At 68.3% G+C, this 17,999-nt stretch carries 13 protein-coding genes and 1 tRNA gene; 5 read left to right on the forward strand and 9 right to left on the reverse strand.

Features of this window, described 5'->3' with window-relative positions:
- Entirely contained in the window at positions 1-1,284 is a 1,284-nt protein-coding gene (locus ACZZZQ_RS01400; RefSeq protein ID WP_072591026.1) for a CDP-glycerol glycerophosphotransferase family protein, read from the reverse strand.
- 153 nt (positions 1,285-1,437) lie between these two features.
- Between ACZZZQ_RS01400 and ACZZZQ_RS01405 the strand changes: the two genes are divergently transcribed.
- Entirely contained in the window at positions 1,438-2,463 is a 1,026-nt protein-coding gene (locus tag ACZZZQ_RS01405) for a glycosyltransferase family 2 protein (protein WP_187249597.1), read from the forward strand.
- Positions 2,464-2,484: 21 nt separating this feature from the next.
- Here the strand turns inward: ACZZZQ_RS01405 and ACZZZQ_RS01410 are convergent, their stop codons facing one another.
- From ACZZZQ_RS01410 to ACZZZQ_RS01420, 3 genes are read right to left on the reverse strand one after another with little or no spacing between them, the layout of a single operon-like run.
- Positions 2,485-3,921, reverse strand: coding sequence for a CDP-glycerol glycerophosphotransferase family protein (locus ACZZZQ_RS01410; protein ID WP_431738152.1), 1,437 nt, complete (start codon positions 3,919-3,921; stop codon positions 2,485-2,487).
- A complete protein-coding gene (locus ACZZZQ_RS01415; RefSeq protein ID WP_463506738.1) occupies positions 3,918-5,171 on the reverse strand; it encodes a CDP-glycerol glycerophosphotransferase family protein in 1,254 nt (417 codons plus the stop codon). The genes ACZZZQ_RS01410 and ACZZZQ_RS01415 overlap by 4 nt, the downstream gene beginning before the upstream one ends.
- A gap of 53 nt (positions 5,172-5,224) precedes the next feature.
- Positions 5,225-6,817: a S1C family serine protease gene (locus ACZZZQ_RS01420; protein WP_463506739.1), complete on the reverse strand. Its 1,593-nt coding sequence runs from the start codon at positions 6,815-6,817 to the stop codon at positions 5,225-5,227.
- A gap of 100 nt (positions 6,818-6,917) precedes the next feature.
- Between ACZZZQ_RS01420 and ACZZZQ_RS01425 the strand changes: the two genes are divergently transcribed.
- Positions 6,918-8,117: an aminotransferase class I/II-fold pyridoxal phosphate-dependent enzyme gene (locus ACZZZQ_RS01425; protein WP_463506740.1), complete on the forward strand. Its 1,200-nt coding sequence runs from the start codon at positions 6,918-6,920 to the stop codon at positions 8,115-8,117.
- Between the two features lie 10 nt (positions 8,118-8,127).
- On the opposite strand, the gene ACZZZQ_RS01430 is transcribed toward ACZZZQ_RS01425, so the two are convergent.
- Positions 8,128-8,949: a carbon-nitrogen hydrolase family protein gene (locus tag ACZZZQ_RS01430; RefSeq protein ID WP_463497459.1), complete on the reverse strand. Its 822-nt coding sequence runs from the start codon at positions 8,947-8,949 to the stop codon at positions 8,128-8,130.
- 79 nt (positions 8,950-9,028) lie between these two features.
- On the opposite strand from ACZZZQ_RS01430, the gene ACZZZQ_RS01435 reads away from it, so the two are divergent.
- Positions 9,029-9,102: transfer RNA gene (locus ACZZZQ_RS01435), tRNA-Met, on the forward strand.
- Between the two features lie 120 nt (positions 9,103-9,222).
- On the opposite strand, the gene ACZZZQ_RS01440 is transcribed toward ACZZZQ_RS01435, so the two are convergent.
- The gene (locus ACZZZQ_RS01440) at positions 9,223-9,690 is read right to left on the reverse strand and encodes a hypothetical protein (protein ID WP_053095607.1); all 468 of its coding nucleotides are present in this window, start codon (positions 9,688-9,690) and stop codon (positions 9,223-9,225) included.
- A gap of 4 nt (positions 9,691-9,694) precedes the next feature.
- Positions 9,695-11,014 (reverse strand): hypothetical protein, encoded by a 1,320-nt coding sequence (locus ACZZZQ_RS01445; protein WP_053095606.1) that lies wholly within the window; start codon positions 11,012-11,014, stop codon positions 9,695-9,697.
- A gap of 218 nt (positions 11,015-11,232) precedes the next feature.
- Here ACZZZQ_RS01445 and ACZZZQ_RS01450 point away from each other — a divergent pair, with 218 nt between their 5' ends.
- The gene (locus ACZZZQ_RS01450; RefSeq protein ID WP_072591017.1) at positions 11,233-11,826 is read left to right on the forward strand and encodes a hypothetical protein; all 594 of its coding nucleotides are present in this window, start codon (positions 11,233-11,235) and stop codon (positions 11,824-11,826) included.
- A gap of 151 nt (positions 11,827-11,977) precedes the next feature.
- Here ACZZZQ_RS01450 and ACZZZQ_RS01455 read toward each other — a convergent pair whose 3' ends face one another.
- Positions 11,978-14,872 carry a UPF0182 family membrane protein gene (locus ACZZZQ_RS01455; protein WP_463506741.1) on the reverse strand — a complete coding sequence of 965 codons (2,895 nt, stop codon included), beginning with the start codon at positions 14,870-14,872 and terminating at the stop codon, positions 11,978-11,980.
- 46 nt (positions 14,873-14,918) lie between these two features.
- Positions 14,919-16,013, reverse strand: coding sequence for a YlbL family protein (locus ACZZZQ_RS01460; RefSeq protein ID WP_463506742.1), 1,095 nt, complete (start codon positions 16,011-16,013; stop codon positions 14,919-14,921).
- A 117-nt stretch (positions 16,014-16,130) separates the two neighbouring features.
- On the opposite strand from ACZZZQ_RS01460, the gene ACZZZQ_RS01465 reads away from it, so the two are divergent.
- The gene (locus ACZZZQ_RS01465) at positions 16,131-17,537 is read left to right on the forward strand and encodes a zinc-dependent metalloprotease (protein ID WP_394194306.1); all 1,407 of its coding nucleotides are present in this window, start codon (positions 16,131-16,133) and stop codon (positions 17,535-17,537) included.
- Positions 17,538-17,999: the final 462 nt, after the last annotated feature.

Consider the following 17,999-nt stretch of genomic DNA (forward strand, 5'->3'; position numbering starts at 1 on the left):
TCAGACCTCCTCTTCGTCGGCCTCTTCGTCGTCATCGTCCTCATCGGTGCGCACTGCCCCGATCTCGTTCGCCTGCCAACGATCCCACTTCTGCATGAGCTGCGCGATCGCGGCGTGGAACTTCTCCGTGGCCACTCCGGGGGTCGTGTCTCCGAAGTAGTGCTGCACCCACATGCGCAGCCTCGCGATGGCGACCTCGTCGGCACGCACGCGTTCCACCTCGGCGACGATGTCACCCGCAGCGCCGGCGTCGAGCCATTCACAGTCCGACAGGTAGCCGTTGGTGTCGATCGATGCCCTCTCATCGGCCGGCCGTGTGATCATCAGCGGCTTGCCTACTGCGAGGCGGTCGTAGACCATCGCCGAGATGTCGACGATCGCGACATCGGCGGCGGCCAGCTGCCATCCGAGCTCCGCGCCGTCGTCGTAGACGTGCTGTGCGGACGGATCCGCGGCGTTGGCGGCCGCGATGGCGGCGATGATGCGTCGGTGCGCGGCACCGTACGCGTCGTCGATCACGCCGCTTCGCGGGTGCGGGCGGTAGATCACGCGGTGCCTCTCCGACGCGAGCAGCGTCGTGACGAGGGTCTCGCCGTGGGTGGCGATCGACCCGTAGTGCGCGCTCGGGCGGTCGCCCTCCCACGTCGGGGCGTAGAGCACCACGGTGCGCTCGTCCGGAACGTACGGCAGCGTGCCCGAGTAGTGGTCGGCCTGCGGCCGGCCGATCTCGATCGTCCGTCGATCGATGTCCCAGTCCCAGAGAGTCCGTGACAGGCGGTCACGGGCAGCCTGTCCTGCGACCAGGGCGTAGTCGTACGCCTTGTACTGATTGGTCGTCATGTACATCTTGTCCGACTCGCCGTGATTGATGAACACGTGCCAGCGCCTGCCGTAGCGGAACATCTGGAAGTTGCGGGTGTTCTGATTCACGTAGAGGACGACACGGATGTCCTGCGTGCTGAGGAAGCGTTCGAGATCACGGATCGTCGGGACGAAGGCGACGGGAGGACCGGCCTCGTCGAGCAGCTTGTCGGCGCCCGTCGCCGACCGGGACAGCACGACGACTGGCCAGTGCTTCGACAGCTCCACGAGAGGGCGATACCACTGCCGCATCTGGTACATGTTCACGTCGCCGTCGGCGAAGTACACCGCCACCTGGTAGTGCTCCGGCGGGTGCGGTTCGCGCTCGGCGAGGCGCCGCCGCACTCGCTGCACAGCCTTGCGCGAGGCGAGCGCCCGCTTCAGCAGACGGTAGGCCTTCTTCGCATCGGACACAGCACCCATCCCTCCAGGATACCGAGTGCGGCGGCTCGCCCCGCCTGACGCCTTCCGAGATCACCGGTGCCGGGAATCAGCGAACGCGCGAGAAGCGCATGCCATGATCGTCATGTGCCTGACAACGACATCGCCGCCCCGGAGAACGGAGTGTCTTTCGTCATGCCCGTGCTCAACGAGCGCGCCTATCTGGAGCACGCAGTCGCCTCCGTGCTCCAGCAGGAGCTCACTGTCCCCGCCGAGCTGGTGCTCGCGCTCGGGCCTTCCACCGATGGCACGACAGAACTCGCTCAGCGCCTGGCCGCCGGGGACGCGCGGATCCGGCTCGTCGACAACCCCGCAGCTCACATCCCGGTCGGATTGAACGCCGCGATCCGGGCCAGCCGCTTCGCGACGATCGTCCGCGTCGACGCCCATTCCGAACTCGCTCCGGGCTATGCGGCCCTCGCCCTCGCGACTCTCGAACGCACGGGTGCCGCGAACGTCGGCGGTGTGATGCGCGCTGACGGGCGCACGCCGTTCCAGACCTCCGTCGCGCGCCTCTACAACTCCCCCGTCGGCCTCGGCGGCGGGGCTTACCACGGCGGCACCCACGAGGGCGAGGCCGAATCCGCCTACCTCGGCGTCATGCGTCGGTCGGTGCTCGACGAGGTCGGGCTCTTCGACGAGTCGATCCGTCGCGGAGAGGACTGGGAGCTCAACCTCCGCATCCGCCAGGCAGGACATCTCGTCTGGTTCGATCCCGATCTCTCGGTGACCTACTGGCCTCGCGAGAGCTGGCTGCGGCTCGCCCGTCAGTTCCGGGCCACGGGCGCGTGGCGCGGCGAACTCGTGCGACGATACGGACGCCGCAACGGCATCCGGTACTTCGCTCCCCCGGCGCTCGTCGTCCTCGTCTCGGCCGCTCTCCTCACCGGCGTCCTGCAGCTGACCGGCATCCTCTCCGGCGCTCTCTCGCTCGTCGTCGGGGCTGTGGTCTATCTGCCGCTGGTGGCGTATCTGCTGCTCGTGGTGGGCGTCGCCTGCCTTCCCGGCGGTGGCGGGCTGCGCCAGAGACTGTGGACACTGCTGGTTCTGCCCACCATGCACCTCTCCTGGGGCCTCGGCTTCATCGAGGGCGTGCTGCGCGGCGCTCGCGACACGGTCGACGCGTCCCGACTCGGCACCCGCAACACGCCACTCCCCTGACGCGCCGCACCGCCGACCGGCTCACCGGGTGACGTACCCCTGGTCCAGGATCCGCGCGACGACCCGCTCGGCGGAGCGACCGTCATCCCGCGGGTTGAACTGCGCCCGCCAGGCACGATATCGCTCGGCATAGACGTTCCCGTGCTCGCCGTCGGCGAGTGCCGCGACCAGTTCATCCTGCGTGCGGACCAGAGGGCCGGGGGCGCGGGTCTCGAGATCGAAGTAGAACCCACGGAGCTCTCCGCGATAGTGGTCGAGGTCGGGCACGAGGAAGAACATCGGCTTGCCCGTGACACTGAAATCGAACATCACCGAGGAATAGTCGGTGATCAACACGTCGGCGGCGAGCAGAAGCTGCGAGGTCTCGGGGTATCCGGTGACGTCGATCACGCGAGCGCCCGCTCGGTCCCGTCCCGTGTCGATCGTGCGCGAGTGGCCGCGCACGAGCACGACGGAGTCCGTCTGCCTCGCGAGCTCCTCCGCGTCGATGAAGTCGACCATCTCGGGTCGGTCGTCGCGCCAGGTGGGCGCATACAGCAGCACGCGCTCGCCGTCGGCGATGCCCAGGTCCGCGCGGATCGCTGCGGCATCCCCGGTGACCAGAGCGTCGTTCCTCGGATACCCCTCGACCCAGATGGGCCGTCCGAAGAATGCGTACGCCTTGCGGAGAATGCGCTCGGAGTAGGTGTTCTGTGCCAGAAGCACGTCCCAGCGTCGAGACTCCTTGATGACCGCCGCCATCCGTCGAGGAGCGAACCCCGGACGATGCAGCGCCAGCCGCTTCAGGGGCGTGCCGTGCCAGGTCTGCAGCACCTTCTGGCCGGGCTTGCGGGCGAAGCGGCGGCGCAGCCAGTCGTTGACCACGAGCAGGCGGGATGCCGCGCGGGCACGCCACCACTCCGGGCTGCCTTCGACCACCGCGATCGCCCCGTCGGGAACCGCCACCGACAGGTCGACCACACTCCAGTAGCGCGTGACGTCCGGCGCCTGCGCGTACAAGGCGCGGTCGATCGCCTGCGGGTTGCAGCCGACGGCACGTCCGTAGAAGCTCTCGAAGAAGACGGCGTTCTCGGTCGCCCCGGGATGTGCGAGGTAGCGGCCCTCGAGCGTCGCCTGCCCCTCGCTCGTCTCATAGGCGGGATCGATCGGGGCCGCGATGCGCACGGTCGTCCCGTCGACGGCGACGCGCACGCCGGTCAGCACCTCCGCTGCGACGAGGAGATCACCGAGCTCCACGTCGGCAATGTGCAGCTCGTAGTCCCCAGTCGGCAGGGGAAGCTCAGGGCCGCCCCACCGTGCTGCGCGCAGCGGGAACGTCGCCTTCCAGGTCTTGCCTCCGCCGGTGATGCGCGCGCCGACCCGGGCGCGCGGCCCGATCAGCTCGGCGGTGGTGGGGCGCTGGCCGGCGCCTGCGATGACCAGCGTCTCTGCCGCCTCATCGATCCGGGCCGTGGTCATGCTGCTCCCTTCGGCGCGGGGATCCCCCGCGCACGGATTGTCTCGTAGACGCGCCGGGTGTTGCCGCCGTCGCGGAAGGCGTGCATCTCCGCGCTGAGCGTATCCGAACGCTCGGCGCGTGCAGAGAAGAGGTCCTCGTCGTCCAGAAGTGCAGACAGCTGCGGCAAGAGCGAGTCCCAGCCGGTCGCGGCGTCGTCGCCGGCGACGTCCTGGAACCGACCGTAGAAGCCTCTCGTCCGCGCATAGTCCTCGGCGTCGGGAGCGAGGAACAGCACCGGCATTCTCAAGAGTCCCACGTCGTACGCCATCGAGGAGTAGTCGGTGATGAGCACATCGATCGCCGGCAGCACCGGCGTGACGTCGGTGAGCAGGCCGGAGCCGAGCATCCGCACCCTTCTGCTGGGCAGCGGAGGCGCATACCCGCCCTCTCCGAGCGGGTGGGAGCGAACGAGCAGCACGGCATCCCGCTGCTCGAGCATCTGGATGATCCGCACCCACTGAGTCGCCGACGGGACTGCCGGATCATCGGCTCCGTCGCGCCAGGTCGGGGCGTAGAGGATCGTCCGAGATGCGGTCGGCAATTCGCCGACGACGCGCGCCAGCGCATCGGACGCGGCGGCCCGACGCTCGGTCGGGTCGCCTGCGGACAGCACGTCGACGCGCGGCTCGCCCGTGACGACGACGCGGCCGTCGCCGAGCGCGAAGGCCGACTCGAGCCGACCCCTCGACCGGTGCGATGCGGCCGGGAAGACTCGGATCCGCTGAGCGGCTCGGCGGTACAGGAAGCCGACGAGACGACGCAGCAGCGGCGCACCGGGGACTTCCGGAACCTGCGTGGTCGCGGGTGAGTCCAATCCGATCCGCTTGAGGGGGATGCCGTGCCAGAGCTGCACGACGAAGGCACCGGACACCGCATAGCGGTTGACGTCGCCGAGGCCGTGCGTGACGACGACGACGCGGGCACGCGCCGTCGCCCACCACCCTCGCAGGCTGCCCTTGCGCATCGTGCGGAGGCCGAGCGCCGCGGCATCGCGGTCTTCCCGATCGGAGGACGTGAGCCACACGGTGTCGTGCCCCTCTGCTGCGGCGACACGGTGCAGGGCGAGAGCCCCATCCCCGACGCCAGCACCGCACCCGAACACCCATCGGGCGCCGCGCGGAATCACGAGGGTGCCGGCGCGTCCGGCGAGGTAGAGCGGTATCCGAAGCAGCTTGGCCGCATTGCCGGAGCCGAAAGAGAAGGACGCCACCCCGCGAGCCTATCGCGGGGTGGCGTCCTTCTCGGTGAGCACGGTTGCCGGAGTCAGCCGGCGAGGTCGCCCAGGGTCACATCGGCCTCGTATTCCTTGCCGCCACGGATGTACGTGACCTTCGCGTCGCTGCCCCCGGCTGCCGCCCGCACCTGCGCCGTGAGGTCGCTGGCGCTCGTGATGGGCACGCCGTTGAACGCGGTCACGATGTCATCGGCCTTCAGCCCGCCGGCCGCGGCAGCGCCGCCACCGGTGACATCCGCGATGTAGGCACCCGACACGTCGGCATCCTTGACGCTGGCCGCATCCTGCACCGACGCCCCGAGCAGGCCATGGGTGGCTGCGCCGTCGGCGATGATCTCCTCCGACACCCGCTGAGCGATGTTCGCGGGGATGGCGAAGCCGATCCCGATGGATCCCGACTCCTCCGAGCTCCCGGAGCTCGCGATCGCGACGTTGATGCCGATGAGCTCGCCCTTGCTGTTCACGAGCGCTCCGCCGGAGTTGCCGTGGTTGATGGCGGCATCCGTCTGGATCACGGCGATCGAGATCGACTCCGACGTCTGCTGCGAGGTGTTGCCGGGCAGATCGAACTGGAACGGACCCTCGCCCTCCTCAGGCGTCTGCTGCTCGTTCTGCGGAGCATCTTCCGAGGACGAGTCCGGAAGCGCCGACGACGCGATCTGGATGCTGCGGTTCAGAGCGCTGACGATTCCGGTCGTGACCGAGTTCGACAGGCCGAGCGGTGCGCCCAGAGCCACCGCGGTGTCCCCCACGTTGAGCTTGGAGGAGTCTGCGAAGTCGATCGGGGTGAGATCTGTCGCGTCCTCGAGCTTGATGACGGCGAGGTCGTAGATCGGGTCGGTCCCGACGACGGTCGCCGAGAAGATGCGGCCGTCCGACGTGGTGACGCGGATCGTGGGATCGGCGACTGCGCCGCCGAGCGTCACCACGTGAGTGTTCGTGAGCACGTAGCCGTCGTCGCTGATGATGACGCCCGATCCGCTGCCGCCCTGATCGGAGCCGGCCACCTCGATGGTGACGACCGACGGGAGCGCCGCGGTCGCGACGGCCGTCGTCTCGTTGACGGAGCCGGGGTTGTTGACGGTGATGGTCTCGGGACCCTGGGCGACGCCCGTCGAACTCTGGTCGGAGATCCCGTTGAGGATCGCTCCGCCGCCGAAGCCCGCGACACCGCCGACGAGCGCAGCCGCCACGACGATCGCGGCGAACTTCACTCCGGCGCGCGGCTTCTGCTCTTTGACCTTGACGGAGCCGTCGACCGGCTGCCCGGGCTGCGCTCCGGTGTGCAGACCGAACGCCGCACCGGGAGAGGCCGCGGCCGGTCCGCCGACCGGGCCCGATGCGTGGCCAGGGTGGTGTCCCGGCGCTCCGAGGTACTGCTGCGGGACGGTCTGGGCGTCCGGCGCCACCGGGGCGGCCGGCGCCTCGAATGCCGGCGCGGGTGACGATGTGAACGTCGCGGGAACGTGGTGTCCCTGATATGGCCCCGGGGCGGCGACGATGCCGGGGGTCTGAGCGGCGGCATCCGTCGTCGAACGGTCGACGACCTCTGCTGCCTCGGTGGACGACGCTGCGTCATTCGACGCAGGTGCCGTGTGGTCCTGGGTGCTGTCTTCGTTCATGGTGTGTGCTCCTTCAACAACGCCCTCTCAGAGTGACGCCTGTATCTGTGCGTTTCGTATGGCGAAGATGAGTTTCACCTATGGCCTTAGCCTGTTCTTCATGAGTGTCATCCCCGGCGCATGGCGGCGCACGGCAGCGGGAGCCGGTCTGCTCGCACCAGACGGAACCGTCGCGCCCACCATCTTCGCAGAGATGTCCGCTGCTGCGGCCCGAACCGGTGCGATCAATCTCGGCCAGGGTTTCCCCGACGAGGACGGTCCTGCAGAGGTGCTCGACGCTGCCAGGGACGCGATCTCCCGCGGGGTGAATCAGTACCCGCCCGGAAGAGGGAACGCCGACCTGCTCGCCGCGATCAGCGAACACCAGCGGCGCTTCTACGGGCTCGCGGTCGACCCCTCCACAGAGGTGATCGTGACGGCCGGTGCCACCGAGGCGCTGACCGCGACGCTGCTCGCCCTCATCGACGGTCCTGACGACGAGGTCGTCGTCTTCGAGCCGTACTACGACTCCTACGCGGCGGCGGTCGCTCTCGCCGGCGCACGACTGCGAACGGTGCCGTTGCGAGCACCGGACTTCCAGCCCGATCTGGAGCAGCTGGCGGCCGCGGTGTCCGACCGCACGCGCATCATCCTGGTCAATGACCCCCACAACCCCACCGGAGCCGTCTTCGGTCGCGAGGTGCTCTCGGAGGTCGTCCGTCTCGCCGACCTGCACGATGCGATCATCGTCACCGACGAGGTCTACGAGCATCTCGCTTTCCAGATCCCGCACACCCCCGTCGCCACCCTGCCGGGTGCCGCCGAGCGCACGCTCACGATCTCGTCGGCAGGCAAGACGTTCTCCGCGACCGGCTGGAAGATCGGCTGGGTGCACGGCCCCGCCGATCTCATCACCGCTGTGCTGACCGTGAAGCAGTATCTGACATACGTGAACGGCTCGCCGTTCCAGCCGGCGATCGCCGTGGGTCTGCGCCTCGGAGATGCGTTCTTCGCGGATGCCGCGTCGACGCTGGCGCGCAAGCACGAGATACTCGGCGCCGGCCTGCGCGCCGCCGGGTTCACCGTGCATCCGCCCCAGGGCGGCTATTTCACGGTGGCCGACGCGTCAGCGATCGGCGGAGCGGATGCCGCGGAGTTCTGCCGCGCACTTCCCGAACGCGCAGGAGTGGTGGCGATCCCGCTGACCGCCTTCGTGTCGCAGTCACGCCGACGCGAGTACGCCGGGCTCGTCCGCTTCGCGGCGTGCAAACGCGTCGAGATCCTGGAGGACGCGGCGACGAGGCTCGCGACGAGCTTCTGAACGCACCCGTTCAGCGCGGACCGACGGCGTAGCGGCGCCCGCGCAGGGACGGGTTCACTGCCCGCACGCGATCGATCGTGCTCCGCTCGACTGTCGCGACCGCGATGCCCTCGGTCGTTCCCACCCCGGCGAGCACGACGCCCTGCGGATCGACGATCTGCGAGTGCCCGACGCCGATCGGGGTCGGGTGGTCGGCGGCGATCACGTACGCGGTGTTCTCGATGGCGCGTGCCGCCAGCAGCGTGGTCCAGTGGTGCTCCTTGAGCGGACCGCGGACCCACTCGGCCGGCACCACCAGGGCGTCGGCGCCGGCATCCATCAGAGTGCGCGACACCTCGGGGAATCGCAGATCGTAACAGGTCATCAGTCCGAAGCGGATGCCCGCGAGCTCGAACGTCGCCGCTCCCCCGACCTCCCCCGCCTCGACCCAGTCGGACTCGGTCTGGCCGAAGGCGTCATACAGGTGCTGCTTGCGATAGGTCGCGAGGATGCCGTCGCCGCGCACCGCGACCACCGTGTTCCTCACATGAGCGGCGTCCGAGGCCTGCTCGGCCAGCCCCGCCACGATCACCACTGCGTAGTCGGAGGCCAGCGCAGTCAGTGTCGACACGAACTCACCATCGAGTGGCTCCGCGTTCTCGGCGAGAGTGGCGTCCATCGGATCCACGAAGTAGCTCGAGTACTCGGGGAACACGACCAGCCTGGCACCGCGTGCGGCGGCCTCCGCCGTCAGCTCCGCGATCCGATCCCGGTTGGCCGCACGGGAGGCGATGGGGGCGAACTGACAGACGGCGACGGGCACAGCGACGGGCACGGCGGGGGTCTCTGGCATGCTCCCATCCTCTCGCACACGCGTCCTCGCGGCCTCGATTCGCGCACTCCTGATTCGCGTGTTAGGCTATTGATCGTGCCGCGGGGTGGAGCAGTTCGGTAGCTCGCCGGGCTCATAACCCGGAGGTCGCAGGTTCAAATCCTGTCCCCGCAACGAGAATGCGACACACGAAAGGCCCCTGATCGGGAGATATTCCGATCAGGGGCCTTTCGCATGTGTACCTCACGCCGGCCTCGCAGCCGAGCGACATCGAGATCGCTCGGCTGCGAAGGATCAGCGGTAGCTGAGTGTGAGCTCAGGACCGGTCGGCTCGACGAACTTGACTCGGACGCTGCCCAGCGCCGCCGCGCCGGCCGCGACGTAGCTCATCACGACGCGGTCCCTGTTCGCGGTTCCGCCGTCCGGCAGGATGAGGACGCGCGCGACCGAGAGCGCGTCCACGAAGTCACCCGCCGAGGCGCCCCCGACCCGGCCCTGTTCCCAGGTGCGGAAGACACTCGCCGCGGGTGAGCTGTCGCGCTGCACTCCCTCGGAGATGGTGGTGCGCGCCATCTCGTCGAGGAAGGCGAGATTGTCGAGAACCATATCGACGTCGTTGAGGACGGACTCGTCGAAGCGGTCAGGATAGTCGATCTCGATGCGCACCTGCACATCGTCTCCGTCGAACGGCACCGAGCCGTTCATCGCGCCTCCTCCGGTTCCGCCGTCGAGGGTGATCTGTCCGAGATGACGGCTCTCCATCAGCTCACACCCCCAGATTCGCGCTGAGGATCTCTTCGGCAAGGAGGCGCGAGACCTCCTGCGAAGCCGCGGAATCCGACGAGAAGAAGTCCTCGACAGTCGCGTCGAACAGCTGATGCCCTCGGGCATACTCGGCCACGGTGAGGGCCAGGCAGCGCGCCGTCAGCGCGTAGAGGTCGCTCGCCGCGTAATGCGTGCCGTTCGACGAGCGCCCGACGCCGGCGCCGCGGGGAGTCGGGTTCGACGCCGGCGCGCTGCCGAGCGCCGCCGCGGCACTGGCGAGCTCCGTATCGATCCGGCCCATGCTGTTCGACACCACGGTCGCATTGCTCCTGTCCATGCTCATCGTGCCGTCACCGACCGGGTACGGGCCGAGAGCGAACGCGTCCAGATTGTAGGTGGCGTTGTCGGAGCGGATGATGCTCGCGGCTTCGGTCATCGCGTCGTTGAGCTCGTTCTCCTGCTTCTCGAGCGCCTTATCGAGATTGCCGAGCGCCTCGTCGAGAGACGACAGGATGTCGGAATAGGTGTTGCCCTCGATGACGACGTTGCGGGCGATCCCCTGCACGGCGCTGCTGGCCGCGCCGGCGATTCCCGAGAGCACGGCTGCTGCGGCCACCGTGCCCGTGCCGGCCGTCACGATCGCGGATACGACGCCCGCCACCGCTCCGACGACGGTCAGCACGAGCGTCCCGTTGGCCGCAGCGGCGTTCCCCGCCTTCTGGTCCCAGGCGGCGCGAGCGCTGTCGCAGATCGACACGACGTCCTGTCGCGCGGCGGGCCACATGGCGGCCTGAGCGCTGTAGTTGAGCTGGAGGATCACGCATGCGTCCCCCAGGCCGTGGGTGACGGACTGGAACTGGATGTAGTACTTGTCGATGAACGCGGGCTTGAAGCTGCCCTCGATCTTGTTCGCCATCATCTCGTGCACCGAGTCATTGGCTGTGCCGATCGCACCGGTGTTCTGCACCGACGCACCCGCGCCCGAGGTGCCGAGGATCGCTGCTGCCGCCGAGGTCGCACTCGCCGGTGCCTCGCAGGCGTCGCCGCCGTCCGGCAGATCAAGCCACTTCGACACGCGGGCATCGATCGCGGCCCGGATGTCGTCGAAAGCCGGTGCGACCGAGTGGTTCACGCCGTTGCCGTCGCCCCCGCCCTCGCCTGCGGCATTCGGCCGGTTGTAGAAGTTGAGCATGAAGCCCCACTTCGCGTAGATCTGGTCATTTCCCCAGTTCGGGTGAAAGCCCTGGTCCGCCATGAAACAGTCGATCGCAGCGCGCTTCATCTTGCCGATGATGTCCGGCAACTCCGAATAGTCAGGCATATCTCGATCCCCTCCAGTCTCGATTTCCGTGAAGTGCCGCCCGGACATCTCTCGACGCGTCGGGGCGGCTCCACCGAGAGACTAATCGATTCCCGGACTCCTTCGCTCGCGACCAGACGACACCCGCAACGCCCTCGGATCCACTCGTTAGACTGTCCCACCGAACGGCGCGACCGTCGACGGCGGCGCGGTCGGTGGAAACAATGACCCGGAGGTCCATGATGACGCAGACTCCCGACAGCGCCGCGGGGAACCGTCCCGCGCTTGCATCAGGCTCATCGCGGCGCGCGATCGTCAGCCTCTGGATCGGCGCCGTGGCTCTGCTGATCTCCGTCGCATTGATCGTGCTCCTCGTGCCCGTACCGGCCCTGCTCCCGGTCGCAGCAGCCGCCGCGCTGCTGGCGATCGTCGCTCTCCTGCTGGCCGGTCGAGCGAGACGCTCCGCGGTCGCTCGCACGGGAACGGCGGCCGTCGTCGTCGCAGCGGTCGCCCTCATCGTCGATCTCATTCTCGTCGTCGTGATGGCAGTCGGCGTCCTCGCCGGCAACGGCCTCAACCACGTCGAGGTGCGTGCCACGGGCGGACCCACATTCACGGTCTCCTTCGCCGATGACACACAGGCGTACGACGAGGAGTGGGCCTCCAGCGGCTGGAAGCAGTACACGACGACCGGCGATTCGGCGGAGATCGTCGTCACCGCCCCGGACGACGACACGGACGCGACCGTGAGCTGTCAGATTCTGTGGAACGACGAGCTGGTCGTCGAGCAGAGCGGCACGGGCTCCGTGACCTGCCGTTACGACGCGGACTGACCGACCGGACTGATCGGCCCGGGCGGATCGAGGCGGCGTCAGCGGACTGCTCGTCGCGCCCGGCACCTGCCTCCGCGGGCGTCGGCAGAAACGGACGATGCCGCCCCTCGCGAACGAGGGACGGCATCGTCTGCAGACGGGGCCGGGGCTGTTACTCCCCCGAGGCGGCTTCCAGTCCGAGCAGCGTGTTCACGGCATCCGTGAGACGCTTGTCGGCCTCGGCGAACTTGGTCAGGTCGCCTGCCTTCAATGCGGCCTCTCGGTCGGTCAGCGCCTGCTGCGCGGCTGCAAGAGCCTCGGCCTCGGCGTCGGTCGGCACCGTCGGCTCGGTCGGGGCCTCACCGGTGTCCGGGTCGGGCTCGGTCGGCTCGACCTCATCGTCTCCACCGGTCGCGCCGGCATCTCCGCCGAAGAGGGTGTCGAGCGCGGCGGTCAGCGTGTCTTCGAACGCGACCTTGTCGCCGAAGGCCACGAGGACCTTCTGCAGACGCGGCAGCTTGGTGCCCTCCGAGGACTGCACGTACACCGGCTGCACGTAGAGCAGGCCGCCGCCCACGGGCAGAGTGAGGAGGTTTCCGTACAGCACCTCGGACTCGCCCTGCTGCAGCAGGTTGAGCTGCGGCACCACAGCCGTGTCCGAGTTGTAGGTGTTCTGCACCTGGCCCGGGCCCGGCACGGTCGTATCGGTGTCGATCTCGAGCATTCGAAGCTGGCCGTAGCCTTCCGCCTTCACGCCGGCCTCCGATCCGGCATCCGAGTCGACCGCGAGATAGCCCATCAGCACGTCACGGTTGCTGCCGCCCTGCGCCGAAGGAATGAACGTCGAGAACATCGAGAAGCGCGGGGAATCCTGACCCGGCATCTGCATCGTCAGGTAGTACGGCGGCTGCAGGACCTGCTCGCTGCGCGGGTCGTTCGGTGTCTGCCAGCGGTTGTCCTGCTGCGCGAAGGAGCCGGCGGTGTCGATGTGGTAGGTGCCGAGGATGTCGCGCTGCACCTTGAACAGGTCTGTCGGGTAGCGGACGTGGCTCATCAGATCGGCCGACATGTCGCTCACCGGCTTGAGCGTCGACGGGTAGATGTTCTGCCAGGTCTGCAGCACGGGATCCTGGTCGTCCCATGCGTACAGGGTGACCGAACCGTCGTAGGCGTCGACCGTGGCCTTGACCGAGTTGCGGATGTAGTTGATCTCGTCGATCGCGAGCGTCGGCGACGGGAGGTTCGAGTCGGCGATCGCATCCGACAGGCTCACGTTCGTCGAGTAGGGGTAGGTCGAGCTCGTGGTGTATCCGTCGACGATCCAGACGATCCTGCCGTCCACGACGCTCGGGTACGGGTCGCTGTCGAGCTCGAGGTACGGGGCGACCTTCTGCACGCGCGTCTTGGGATCGCGGTCGTACAGGATCTGCGAGTCCTCGTTCACGAGGTTCGAGAACAGGATCTGCTCCGACTGGAACTTCAGCGCGTACAGCAGCTTCGTGAAGCTGCTCCCGATCTTCGGTCCGCCGTCGCCCTCGAACGTCGTCTTGGTCTCGCTGGCGCCGTCCTTGCCTCGCGGATAGTCGATCTCGACAGGATCGGTTCCGTCGGGAGAGCCGACGATCGAGTACCCCGGCGAGTTCTCGCCGAAGTACACGCGCGGCTCGAACTCCTCCTGCTGGGTGAGGAAGCCGTCGGACGGGATGCCACGCTCGAGGAAGACCGGCTCGCCGTCGGGCGTGCGCTGGTTGCCCGCTGCGACGACCAAGCCGTAGCCGTGCGTGTAGACAGCGGCGCGGTTGTTCCAGTTCGTGACGTCGACGCCGTTCATGTCGAGGTCGCGGACGGAGACGACCGTGTCCTGCATCTCCCCGCCGATCTCGTAGCGGTCGACGTCGAGCTTCTCCTGGAACTGGTAGTAGCCGCGGTACTGCTCGAGCTGTCGCACGGCGGGGCTGATCACGTTGGGGTCGACGATGCGGATCGATGCGGTGGTCTCGGCGTCTTCACGCAGCTGGCCGGCCTCGGCATCGGTCTCGGCTTCGAACGGGGTGGTCTCGAGGTCGGCGACCCCGTACGCCTCCTTGGTGCCGTCGATGTTCCGCTGGTAGAACTCGGCCTGGTAGGCGTTCTGGTTCGGGCGGACCTGGAACGTGGTGACGGCCCACGGGAATCCGACGCCGACGACGAGCGAGGCGACGATGAGCAGCGCGGTCGCGGCGAGAGGGAACCGCCACCGGCCGATGACGGCCGTGACGAAGAAGAGGATGGCGACGAGCGCGGCGATGATCGCGAGGATCGCGAGGCCGGGGATCGTGGCGTTGACGCCCGTGTAGGCCGGGCCGACGATGCGGTCGTCCTGTGCGACGAGGGTCTTGTAGCGGTCGAGCCACAGGCTCGCCGCCTGAACCAGAAGGTACAGCCCCGCGATCACAGCGAGCTGGATGCGTGCGGGCTTCGAGATGCGCAGCTCGCCCTGACCGATGCGGACCGACCCGTAGAGGTACGACACCAGCGCGGTGACGATGAGGGTGAGCAGCAGGACCGCAGACACGAAAGCCAGCAGGATCGAGTAGAACGGCATCGCGAACATGTAGAAGCCGGTGTCGACGCCGAACTGCGGGTCGGTGGCGTCGGTCGCGACGCCGTTGGCCCAGAGCCAGACGGTCTTCCACTGGCTGGCCGCCGAGAAGCCGGCGAAGAGGCCGAAGAAGATCGGCATGCCCCACATCGCGAGGCGGCGGAGCGGCTCGATGACCTCCTGGTACCTGTCGAGCTGCGAGCTGAGCCGCACGTAGACGGGGCGCAGTCGGTACGCGAGCTGGATGGCGACGAACAGCGGCACGGCCATGCCGAGGAATCCGACGACGAACATCACCGCCGTGGCGAACCATTGGGTGGTGAGCACTCCCGCGAAGCCCACCTGGTCGAACCAGAGGAATTCGGTGTAGAGCGACGCGAAGACGAAGAAGGCGGCGATCAGCGCGGCGATGATCGCCAGCGAGATACCGAAGATTCTTCGCGAGGTTCGGGGAGTGGCCGGGTTCGGTGCAGAAGTCGAGGTCACCCTCCCATCCTAGGCACGCCTTACTGTGCTGCGGCTGTCATACCTGTCACGGGGAGGTCACGACGTCGCAGGTCGGGAGCGATCCCACGTCGCCGCCGTCCGCTATCACCTCGAGCGCGTCGAGCGATTCCTCCAGCGTCGAGGTGCTGATCACGGTCAGTCCGTCCGGCACGTGGCCGGTGACCTCGTCGCAGTTCGTCGACGGAGCGAGGAAGTACTCCGCCCCCGCATCACGGGCACCGTAGAGCTTCTGACGGATGCCGCCGATCGGCCCGACCGTCCCATCGGCCTCGATCGTGCCGGTGCCGGCGACGTTCTCGCCGCCGTTCAACTCCCCTTCGGTGAGGGTGTCGATGATGCCGAGCGCGAACATCATCCCGGCGCTGGGTCCACCGACATTGTCGAGCTGGAGCGTCACATCGATCTCGAAATCGTAGTCCGTGCGCAACGTGACACCGATCAGCCACGTCGTCACGTCACCGTCGGTCTGCTCGACGGGCGTCACCTCGACCACCTGTTCCTCGCCGGAGCGCTGCACGGTGAGCGAGACCGGCGCGCCCTCCCCATCCTGGATCGCCTGACGCAGCTGCTTCGCGGAGGTCACCGCGGCGCCGTCCACGGCGGTGATGACGTCCTCCGCCTCGAGCGCTCCCTCGGCCGGTGCATCCTCGACGACCTCCTGGACGACGACCTCGGCTCCGGTGTCGTAGCCCAGCTCGTTGAGCGCTGCCGCGGTCGCCTCGTGCTGCGAGTCCACCATGAGTGTCGCGTTGCGTTCGTCACGCTGCTCCGTCGTGACCCCCTCGGGGAACACGGAGTCGAGAGGCACCACCGCTCGTGAGGAGTCCATCCACGCGAGAGCGAGCTCGAACCAGCTCGGGGTGCGCTCACGGTTTCCGACGACCTGCACGGTCGTGAGGTCGAGAGTGCCTCCGGTCTCGAACGTCTCGGCGCCGTCGACCTGGATGAGCGGAACCTGCTCGCCGTCGGCTCCTGCCGCGGTGCCGAGGGTGTCGTAGACCGGGCCCGGGCGCTGGATCACGTAAGGCGTCGGGAGGAAGGTCAGCACGACGAGCGCGATCAACGCGACGACCAGCGCCCAGACTCCCAGTCCGAGCTTGACAGACCGGGTTCGATCCACAGGGTTCCTCCGTCGTTCGCGGGCGGCGTACAGCGATCTGCCCGCTTCGGGGTCTCGCGGCCGATCCTGTGACTAGCGTAGATGCCACGGCTTTAGGCGTGCTGAGAGGCGAGCGACATGTCAGACAACGACCCGACCCCCGAGGACTTCCAAGAGTTCCTCCGACGCATGATGTCCGGCCAGGGCGCCGGAGACATCGACCCCGAGGCGCTGCAGAACGCCTTCGCGGGCATGGATGGGATCCAGATCGACCCGGCGATGATGCAGACGATCATGTCGCAGCTGCAGGGTGCGTTCGGCGGCGATCCCTGGGAGAACGCGCTGCGGCAGGCGCTGCACATCGCCAACCGCGACGGTCTCGGCATCACCGACGGCTCGCGGACCTCGCTCGTCGACTCCTTCGCCCTCGCGGACCTCTGGCTCGGCGAGGCGACCACGATCTCCGAACTCGGCGAGTCGCCGAAGGCCATGACGCGCGGCGAATGGGTCGAAGCGACCCTGCCCGTGTGGAAGGAGATCGCCGGCCCCGTGTCGACGAGCATCGCCGATGCGCTCACCAGCGCGCTCGACACGCAGGTGCCCGAAGAGATGCGCGACGTCGTGCAGGGCGCGGGCAAGCTCATGCGCGGTCTCGGCGGCTCGGTCTTCGCGGCGCAGTTCGGCCAGGTCCTCGGCAACCTCGCACTCGAAGTGGTGTCGGGCGGAGACGTCGGCATCCCGGTGCTTCCGGCCGGCACTGCCGCTGTCATCCCCCAGAACCTGACAGCGTTCGGCGAGGGTCTCGAGATCCCCGAAGACCAGATCACCCTCTATCTCGCGACCCGCGAACTCGCATACGCCCGGCTGTATCGCCACTCGAAGTGGCTGCACCTGCACGTCATGGCGCAGATCACCGATTTCGCCCGCGGGGTCACGGTCGACGTGGATGCACTCGAGGACGTCGCAAGCCGCCTCGACCCGTCCAACCCCGAAGAGCTCCGCGCGGCCATCGAAGGCGGTGCGCTGCTTCCCACGCAGACCGACGCGCAGCGCGAGGCACTGGACCGACTCGAGAACCTCGTCGCGACGATCGACGGCTGGGTCGACGTCGTGACCGCGCAGGCCACCTCCCGTCTTCCCGACGGTGCCCGCATCGCAGAAGCCGCTCGTCGCCGCCGCGCGGTGGGCGGTCCCGCCGAGGACGCACTCGGCGCTCTCGTCGGACTCAAGCTGCGGCCCCGTCGTCTGCGCGAGGCATCGGCCATGTGGCAGGCGGTGACAGACGCCGTGGGCATCGCCGGGCGCGACTCCCTGTGGGACTACCCCGACCTCATGCCGACGTCGGACGACATCGACGACCCGTCGGCGCTCGTGGCGCGACTGCAGGCGAGCGCGCGGGGAGAGCAGCCGGTCGCCGATGAGTTCGACGAGGCGCTGGCACGTCTGCTGGATGGCGACGACTTCTCGCGAGAGCAGCCGGAGACGCCCGAAGGCGAGCAGGACACGGACGGTGACGACGGCCCAGGGGGCGACCGACCCGTGTGACCGACGGGGTGGCAGAGGCGCGAGGACTTTTCCACGGATGCCCGCGACTCCCCCACCGGGAGCTCGGCTTTGCGCAGAATCGAGGGATGTCTCCTCTGACACCCAAGACCATCACTCGCCTGGACCCCGCGGTTCCGCTGCTCTGGCGCGACGGTGAGACCCTGCAGATCGGCATCGAGGGGACACTGCGCATCGCCGCCTCGGAGCCGTGGGTCGAGCGTCTGATCGCTCGGATGGCCGCCGGATTCCGGCGCGGGGGCTTCGATGTCGTGGCACATGCCGCCGGCGCCCCGCGCGCAGAGGCGCGGATGCTCCTGTCGCGGCTCGAGCCGCTGCTCGTCGACGATTCTCCCGCTCCCCCGGCTGCGTGGGTGGAGAGCATCGACGTCGCCGACGCGCGATGCGAGTTCCGCATGCGCGAGGCGCTCCTCGACGAGGGCATCGCCGTCGGCGAGCGGGAGA

The organism is Microbacterium sp. AC132 (assembly GCF_979258525.1).